At 65.1% G+C, this 1,414-nt stretch carries 2 protein-coding genes; one reads left to right on the forward strand and one right to left on the reverse strand.

The window, feature by feature from the left end; genetic code table 11:
• Positions 1-170: 170 nt before the first annotated feature.
• Positions 171-1,043: an ABC transporter permease gene (locus tag C100_RS32310; protein ID WP_024019159.1), complete on the reverse strand. Its 873-nt coding sequence runs from the start codon at positions 1,041-1,043 to the stop codon at positions 171-173.
• 117 nt (positions 1,044-1,160) lie between these two features.
• Here C100_RS32310 and C100_RS32315 point away from each other — a divergent pair.
• Positions 1,161-1,414: GcrA family cell cycle regulator (locus C100_RS32315; RefSeq protein WP_024019160.1), on the forward strand; the 254-nt coding region annotated here is incomplete at its 3' end.

Genomic DNA, 1,414 nt, shown 5'->3' on the forward strand with positions numbered 1-1,414 from the left:
TCCCGCGTCGGCGCCGCGGGTCATTGATCTGGCCGTGGAAGGAAGGGGGCGATGATGTTCGCGCCCTTCCCCGGCTTCATCACTGGCTGATGGCGGCGGCGATCCTGCTCGTCATGGAGTTCGCCGTCCCGCTCTTTGCCGCCTTCATCTGATCGGGCGGCGGCCCCGGCTCAGGCCTTGATCTTCCAGCCGCGCCGCAACAGCGTGTAGCAAAGGCCGCCGAAGACCAGGTTGAGCGCCAGCAGCACCAGGCTGCCCGTCACCACATTGGTATCCGCCGCCGCAACGAAGCCGTAGCGAAAGCCGGAAATGATATAGAAAAAGGGATTGGCGTGGCTGATGTCCTGGAAAATGGGCGGCAGCCGGTCGATCGAGTAAAATGTGCCCGACAGCAGCGCCAGCGGCCCGATCACGAAATTGGTCACCGCAGCGCCATGGTCGAATTTTTCCGCCCAGATCGATGTCAGCACGCCCAGAAAGGCGATGAAGCTGGTGCCGAGCAGCCCGAACCACAGCACCGCCCACAGATGCGCCGGCGTCACATGCACGCCGGGCCACGCCGCCATCGCCAGCCACAGGGCGCATCCCACGAAGATCGCGCGCGTGACCGATGACGCCACCAGCGCGAACAGCAATTCGCTGACCGAAATGGGCGGCATCAGATAGTCGACCAGCGTCCCCTGCACCTTGCCCACCATCAGCGAAAAGCTGGCATTGGCGAAACAGGCGTTGATCATGCCCATGATGATGAGGCCGGGCGCGATGAAGTCGGCGAACGGCACCGCCTCCCCGCGCAGCGCCACCGTCCGGCCGCTGCCGCCCAGCGCGACGATGAAGATGATGAGGAACATCAGCGTCGTGATCGCGGGCGCCCACACCGTCTGAAGCTGCACCTTCAGGAAGCGTCGCACTTCCTTGCGATACAGCGCCCAGGTGCCGGCCCAGTTGATGTTGCGGATCTGCGGCACGCCAGGCTCGGCGAACGGCGCGGCGGTCGCCCGGTCCTTGGAAAAGGGGGCGGCAATTTTGGGCTGGTCGTTCATGGCTGGATCGACTATCGGCTGGTCCGTTGTGCTGCAAGGGGTCAGGTCCAAGGATTTGAACCTGCGCGCTCGGCTTCCCATATAGGAAGCAATCTGAAATTTGTGAGGAGTTTTTCATTGTCCTGGACTGACGAGCGCATCGACCAGCTCAAGGGGATGTGGGAACGCGGCCTGACCGCCAGCCAGATCGCCGATGAATTGGGCGGAGTCAGCCGCAATGCCGTGATCGGCAAGGCGCACCGCCTGGGGCTGCAATCGCGCCCGTCCCCGGTGAAGGCGAACGAAGCGCCCAAGCGCACCGCCGCCCCGGCGCGCAAGCCCGCGCCCGCCACGCCGGAGGTTGAGGCGCCCCGCGTCGCCGCCCCGGCCCC

The sequence above is a fragment of the Sphingobium sp. C100 genome, assembly GCF_000508185.1.
Taxonomy (GTDB): Bacteria; Pseudomonadota; Alphaproteobacteria; order Sphingomonadales; family Sphingomonadaceae; genus Sphingobium.